Below are 6,439 nucleotides of genomic sequence, written 5' to 3' on the forward strand. Positions count from 1 at the left end.
TCTGGTTTCAAGCGCCCCAATGTGGCCTTGGTTGCGTCAGACGCACCGAAGGCCGCCTTGGGTGCGTTGAACGCACCGAAGGCCACATTGGGGCGCTTGGGGTCAGGCCGGCTGGCAGGTGGGGCACCAGTAGAGGTTGCGCCCCACCAGTTCCGAGTTCGCCACCGGTGTCCCGCACACCAGGCACGGCTGCCCGGCGCGGCGGTAGACGTACACCTCGCCGCCGTGGCGGTCCACCCGGGCCGCGCGGCCCATGGCCTCCGGCAGGTGCTCGGGGCGGACCGTGTCGATGCGGCCGACGCGGACGCCGTCGCGCATCAACACCACCAGGTCGGCCCACAGGTCGTCCCACAACGCCCGGTCGAGCGAACGTCCCGGGGTCAGCGGTGCGACGCCGTGGCGGAACAGCACCTCGGCGCGGTAGACGTTGCCGACGCCCGCCAGCACCGCCTGATCCATCAGCAGCGCCGCGATCGAGGTCTTCGACCGCGAGACGCGCTCCCAGGCCCACTCGGGTTTCGCGTCGCGGCGCAGCGGATCCGGGCCGAGGCGCGCCTTGATCGCGTCGACCTGGTCGGGCGAGAGCAGCTCGCACCGGGTCGGCCCGCGCAGGTCCGTCCAGTGGGTCCGGCCGGCCAGCCGCAGCCTTACCTGCCCCACCGGCTCCGGCGCGGGCAGCGGGGACTCGCCGAAGGTGCCGTAGAGCCCCAGGTGGATGTGCACGATCCCGTGTGGACCGAAGTCGTGGAAGAGGTGCTTGCCGTACGCCTGGGCGCCGGCGAACACCTGACCGTCCAAACGGGACGCTTCGACGGCGAACCGGCCCTGCGGGCTGCTCACCTCGACCGGGGCACCGGCGTACCGGCGCTTGTGCAGCCGCGCGAGCCGGTGGAGCGTGTGCCCCTCGGGCATCAGGCCTCCGGCAGTGCCGGCGGGGTGCCGGTGCGCTCGTAGTCCAGCAGCTGCTGGACGCGGCGCGCGTGCCGTTCCTCCGGCGAGACCTCCGTCGCCAGGAAGGCTTCGACGATTTCGGTGGCCTGCTCGGCGGTGTGCATCCGGGCGCCGACGCCGATCAGCTGGGCGTGGTTGTGCTCGCGGCACAGTTTGGCCGTCTCGACGCTCCACGCGAGGCCGGCCCGCGCACCGGGGACCTTGTTCGCGGCGATCTGCTCGCCGTTGCCGGAGCCGCCGACGACGATGCCGCGGCTGCCCTCGTCGGCCACCACGCGCAACGCCGTCTCGACGCAGTAGGCCGGGTAGTCGTCGGCCGCGTCGTAGACCCGCGGACCGATGTCGGTGACCTCGTGGCCCTGCTTCTCCAGGTGGGCGACGAGGTGGTTCTTCAGCTCGAAACCGGCATGGTCGGATCCCAAGTAGACACGCACGGCTGGGAGTCTGCCATCACGGCCGGTTTCGGGCATGCTCCGGGGGTGGGGATCTGGGAGCAGACGGGGTACGACGTCCGGCTCGACTGGGGCGGCGAAGGCGTCGCCGCGCTCGGCCGGGAATGCGCTGTGCTGGTGGTCGTCGACGTGCTTTCGTTCAGCACCACCACGGATCTCGTGGTCGGCCGCGGCGGCCGCGTGCTGCCGGTGCGCTGGCGCGACGAACGCGGCGTGGCGCAGGCGCGGGCGGCCGGCGCCGTGATCGCGGGCGAAGGCGCGTTCACCCTCAGGCCGTCTTCTGTGACGGAAATCCCGCCGGGAACGCTGCTCGCGCTCCCCTCGCCCAACGGCGCGACGCTCTGCGACGCCGCCGCGGCGACCGGCGCGCGAGTACTGGCGGGCTGCCTGCGCAACGCCTCCGCCGTCGCCGCGAAGGCGCACGAGCTGGGCGGCCCGGTCGGGCTCGTCGCCGCCGGGGAACGCTGGGGCGTGAACATGTTCGGCCGCGGTGACACGTTCGGTCCGCTGCGGCCCTGCGTCGAAGACCAGATGGGCGCCGGCGCGATCGCCGCCGCGCTGGCCCGGCACGGCCTGTCACTGTCCCCCGAAGCCGCGCTCGCCGCCCGATCGGTCGACGTCACGGCCCTGGCGAGCTGTGTCTCCGGCCGCGAGCTGACCGAGGCCGGCCACGGCGGGGACGTCGGGCTGGCCGCGCGGCTCGACGTGAGCGATGCTGCACCGGTCCTGAACGAAGGAGTACTGGCATGAGCGGGCGCTGGATCGAGGTCGCCGACGGCGTGCACGCGCGCCGCTACGCGGAGCTGGACCTGACCGTCGGGCTGGTGGTGGGCGCCGAGCGCTGCCTGGTCATCGACACCCGGGGCGACCTCGAGCAGGGCGCCGAGCTGGCGGCGGCGGTCCGCGAGCGGACGTCGCTGCCGTGGTCGGTCGTCTACACGCACGCGCACTTCGACCACACCTGGGGCACCGAGCGGTTCACGCCCTGCGCCGTCTGGGCGCACGAGGGCTGCCGCGCCGAGCTGACCGAGTACGCGGAAGACGCGCGCGCCAACTGGATCGCCTACTACCGCAAAGAGGGCAAGGCGGAGACCGCCGACGCCATCGCGCGCACCACGTTCGTCGTCCCCGACCATCTGTTCACCGACCGGACCGAGCTCGACCTGGGCGGCCGGACGGCCGTCCTGCTGCACCCCGGCCGGGCCCACACCGACCACGACGTCGTCGTGCACGTGCCGGACGCGGACGTGCTCTTCGCGGGAGACATCGTCGAGAACGCCGAACACGGCTTCAGCGCGTTCTCCTTCAGCAGCGAATCGGACCTGACCGCCTGGCCGGACACCTTCGACACGCTCCTCGCGCTCCAGCCGCGGGTGATCGTGCCCGGGCACGGCGACCCGGTCGACGCCGACTTCGTCCGCTACCACCGCCACGGTCTGCACGAGCTGATCGCGCTCAAGTCGGCGATGGGCCGCGGTGAGACGACCGAGGCCGCCGCCGTGGCAGCTTCCCGCTACCCCGGCGACGTCACCTTGGCCGCCCTCGCGACGCTCTAGTCGAAGTTGAGCTCGCCCGTGCGGGTGCGCTTGAGCTCGAAGAAGTCCGGGTAGCTCGACAGCGCGACGGCGCCGTCGAACACCTTCAGCGCGTCTTCGCCGCGCGGGATCGAGCTGAGCACGGGGCCGAAGAACGCGACGCCGTCGATGTGGATCGTCGGTGTGCCGACGTCCATGCCGACCGGGTCCATGCCCTCGTGGTGGCTCTTCTTCAGCGCCTCGTCGTACTCCGTGGAGTCCGCGGCGTCGAACAGCTCGGCCGGCGCGCCGACCGCGGCCAGGGCTTCCTTGATGACCGCGTCACGGTCCTTGTTGCCCTGGTTGTGGTAGCGGGTGCCGAACTCGGTGTAGTAGTCGCGCAGCACCTCTTCGCCCTTGAGCTGCGCCAGCGCCACGGCCACGCGCACCGGGCCCCAGCCCTTCGCCAGCAGGTCCTTGTACTCCTGCGGCAGCTCGTCACGCCCCGAGTTCAGGTATGACAGGCTCATCACCCGGAAGCTCAGGTCCAGGTTGCGGTGCTTTTCCACCTCGAGGATCCAGCGCGAGGTGATCCAGGCGAACGGGCAGATCGGGTCGAAGTAGAAATCGACCTTCGTGGGCTGCTCGGCAGCGGTCATCAGGTACTCCTGTGCGAAGTCAGGTCCGGTCCGGGGGCGGGCACACCCCCACACAACGCGCCAACACCCGGGGACCCGGGCTTGTTCCCCATCGCCCGCCACCCCGTCCCCATGATTGGATGCGGGGAGTTGAAAACCGATACCAACGACCAGAGGTGCCTGTGCCCGCCCCCAACCTGACCCGCGACCAAGCCAAGCTGCGCGCGGACCTGCTCGACGTCACCGGATACGACATCGAGCTGGATCTCACCGACGGCCACGGCGGCCCCGGCGAGAAGACCTTCGCGTCGAAGACGACCGTGCGGTTCTCCAGCGCCCGGGCCGGCGAGCGGACGTGGGTCGACATCGTCGCCGACCGCGTGCATTCGGCGACCCTGAACGGCACGGACGTCGACATCAGCGCGTACGTCGAGGACAAGGGCATCGCGCTGGGCGGCCTGGCCGAGGCGAACGAGCTCACCGTGACCGCCGACTGCCGGTACATGAACACCGGCGAGGGCCTGCACCGGTTCGTCGACCCGGTCGACGACACCGTCTACCTGTACACGCAGTTCGAGACGGCGGACGCCAAGCGGATGTTCGCCTGCTTCGACCAGCCCGACCTCAAGTCGGTCTACCGGCTCACCGTGATCGCGCCGAAGGACTGGAAGGTCATCGCGAACACCGCGGCGGAGTCCGCCGAGGAGACGCCCGAAGGCGCCGTCCGCACGGTGTTCAAGGAGTCCGAGCGGCTCTCGACCTACCTGGTCGCGCTGATCGCCGGGCCGTACGCCGAGTGGCGCGACGAGTACACCGACGAGCACAAGACGATCCCGCTGGGCCTCTACTGCCGCGCGTCGCTGGCCGAGCACATGGACGCCGAAAGGCTGTTCACCGAGACCAAGCAGGGCTTCGGCTTCTACCACCGGAACTTCGGCACCCCGTACCCGTTCTCCAAGTACGACCAGCTGTTCGTCCCGGAGTTCAACGCGGGCGCGATGGAGAACGCCGGCGCGGTGACGTTCCTCGAGGACTACGTCTTCCGCAGCCGCGTCACCCGCTACGCCTACGAGCGGCGCGCCGAGACGCTGCTGCACGAGATGGCGCACATGTGGTTCGGCGACCTGGTGACCATGCGCTGGTGGGACGACCTGTGGCTGAACGAGTCGTTCGCGACCTTCGCGAGCGTGCTCGCGCAGGCCGAGGCGACCGAGTACAAGAACGCGTGGACCAGCTTCGCGAACATCGAGAAGTCGTGGGCCTACCGGCAGGACCAGCTGCCTTCGACGCACCCGATCGCGGCCGACATCGTCGACCTGCACGCGGTCGAGGTGAACTTCGACGGCATCACCTACGCCAAGGGCGCGAGCGTGCTCAAGCAGCTCGTCGCCTACGTCGGGCTGGACCACTTCCTCGACGGCCTGAAGGTGTACTTCGGCAAGCACGCGTGGGGCAACGCGACCCTGGCCGACCTGCTGGGCGCGCTGGAGGAGGCGTCCGGGCGCGACCTGTCGTGGTGGAGCGCGCAGTGGCTGGAGACCACCGGGCTGAACTCGCTGAGCCCGCGCTACGAGGTCGGCGCGGACGGGAACTTCACGTCGTTCGCCGTCGTGCAGTCCGGCGCGAAGCCGGGCGCCGGTGAGCTGCGCACGCACCGCGTCGCCGTCGGGATCTACGACGAGGACGGCTCCGGCAAGATCGTCCGGACCCAGCGCGTGGAGCTGGACGTCGACGGCGAGCGCACCGAGGTGCCCGCCCTGGTCGGCCGGCCCGCGGGCAAGCTCGTGCTGGTCAACGACGACGACCTGACGTACTGCACGATGCGGCTCGACCCGGCGTCGCTGACGACGCTGATCGACCGCGTCGCCGACATCACCGAGCCGCTGCCGCGGACGCTGTGCTGGTCGGCGGCGTGGGAGATGACCCGCGAGGCCGAGCTGAAGGCCCGCGACTTCGTCACGCTGGTGCAGCGCGGCATCCACACCGAGTCCGAGGTCGGCGTCGTCCAGCGGCTGCTGCTGCAGGCCCAGACCGCGCTGAACTCCTACGCCGAGCAGAAGTGGGCGGCTTCGCGCGGCTGGCCGGCGTTCACCACGCGGCTGCTCGAGCTCGCGCGCGGCGCCGAAGCGGGCTCGGACCACCAGCTGGCGTTCGTCAACTCCCTCTCCGGGTCGGTGCTGGACGATGCGTCGCTGACGGTGCTGGCGGGCTGGCTGGACGGGTCGGCGCCGCTCGACGGCCTGTCGGTGGACACGGACCTGCGCTGGCGGCTCCTGCACGCACTGGTGGCGCACGGCAAGGCGGACACGGCCGAGATCGACGCCGAGCTGGCCCGCGACAACACGGCGACGGGCCGCCGCCAGGCGGAGCGCGCGCGGGCCCTGCGACCGACGGCGGAGGCCAAGGCCGACGCGTGGCAGCGCGCGGTGTACGACGACGAGCTGCCCAACGCGGTCAGCGACTCGCTCATCTCGGGCTTCTCCCACCCGGGCCAGAAGGCACTGCTCGGCGGGTACGTCCCGCAGTACTTCGAGGTGATCGACGAGGTGTGGCAGCGGCGCTCCAGCGAGCGAGCGCAGCCGATCGCGATCGGGCTGTACCCGTCGTGGGCGGTGGCCCCGGACACGGTGACGGCGTCGGACGAGTGGCTGAAGGGCGAGCACTCGCAGGCTCTGCGCCGGCTGGTTTCGGAGGGTAGGGCGGGGATCGTGCGCGCCTTGGCGGCGCGGGACTTCGACGCCCAAGCCTGACAGCGAGCGCCCCAAGGCGGCCTTGGGTGCGTTCAACGCACCGAAGGCCGCCTTGGGTGCGTTGAACGCACCGAAGGCCACATTGGGGCGCTCGGCCCGGCAGCGGGTCACCAGCTCCCGTACTGACGCGTCGC

At 71.1% G+C, this 6,439-nt stretch carries 6 protein-coding genes; 3 read left to right on the forward strand and 3 right to left on the reverse strand.

Going from position 1 to position 6,439, the window contains the following annotated elements:
* Positions 1-102: 102 nt before the first annotated feature.
* Entirely contained in the window at positions 103-912 is an 810-nt protein-coding gene (locus AB0C38_RS49345) for a DNA-formamidopyrimidine glycosylase family protein (protein ID WP_360688664.1), read from the reverse strand.
* Entirely contained in the window at positions 912-1,385 is a 474-nt protein-coding gene (locus tag AB0C38_RS49350) for a ribose-5-phosphate isomerase (protein ID WP_247055431.1), read from the reverse strand. Before AB0C38_RS49350 ends, AB0C38_RS49345 begins: the two co-directional genes overlap by 1 nt.
* Positions 1,386-1,436: 51 nt before the next feature.
* Between AB0C38_RS49350 and AB0C38_RS49355 the strand changes: the two genes are divergently transcribed.
* Positions 1,437-2,153 carry a 2-phosphosulfolactate phosphatase gene (locus AB0C38_RS49355; RefSeq protein WP_360688673.1) on the forward strand — a complete coding sequence of 239 codons (717 nt, stop codon included), beginning with the start codon at positions 1,437-1,439 and terminating at the stop codon, positions 2,151-2,153.
* Complete coding sequence (locus AB0C38_RS49360; RefSeq protein ID WP_360688667.1) at positions 2,150-2,959, forward strand: MBL fold metallo-hydrolase; 810 nt, start codon at positions 2,150-2,152, stop codon at positions 2,957-2,959. The genes AB0C38_RS49355 and AB0C38_RS49360 overlap by 4 nt, the downstream gene beginning before the upstream one ends.
* On the opposite strand, the gene AB0C38_RS49365 is transcribed toward AB0C38_RS49360, so the two are convergent.
* Entirely contained in the window at positions 2,956-3,576 is a 621-nt protein-coding gene (locus tag AB0C38_RS49365) for a DsbA family protein (RefSeq protein WP_360688670.1), read from the reverse strand. The genes AB0C38_RS49360 and AB0C38_RS49365 overlap by 4 nt on opposite strands.
* Positions 3,577-3,737: 161 nt before the next feature.
* Between AB0C38_RS49365 and pepN the strand changes: the two genes are divergently transcribed.
* Complete coding sequence (gene pepN, locus AB0C38_RS49370) at positions 3,738-6,305, forward strand: aminopeptidase N (protein ID WP_360688676.1); 2,568 nt, start codon at positions 3,738-3,740, stop codon at positions 6,303-6,305.
* Positions 6,306-6,439: the final 134 nt, after the last annotated feature.

Origin of the sequence: Amycolatopsis sp. NPDC048633 (assembly GCF_040650695.1) — a bacterium.
In the GTDB taxonomy this organism is placed as follows: Bacteria; Actinomycetota; Actinomycetes; order Mycobacteriales; family Pseudonocardiaceae; genus Amycolatopsis.

What these genes read in the sequence shown, in the direction of transcription:
- AB0C38_RS49345 (WP_360688664.1), bottom strand. Translation starts at nt 912, where the DNA reads ATGCCCGAGGGGCACACGCTCCACCGGCTCGCGCGGCTGCACAAGCGC.
- AB0C38_RS49360 (WP_360688667.1), top strand. Translation starts at nt 2,150, where the DNA reads ATGAGCGGGCGCTGGATCGAGGTCGCCGACGGCGTGCACGCGCGCCGC.
- AB0C38_RS49365 (WP_360688670.1), bottom strand. Translation starts at nt 3,576, where the DNA reads ATGACCGCTGCCGAGCAGCCCACGAAGGTCGATTTCTACTTCGACCCG.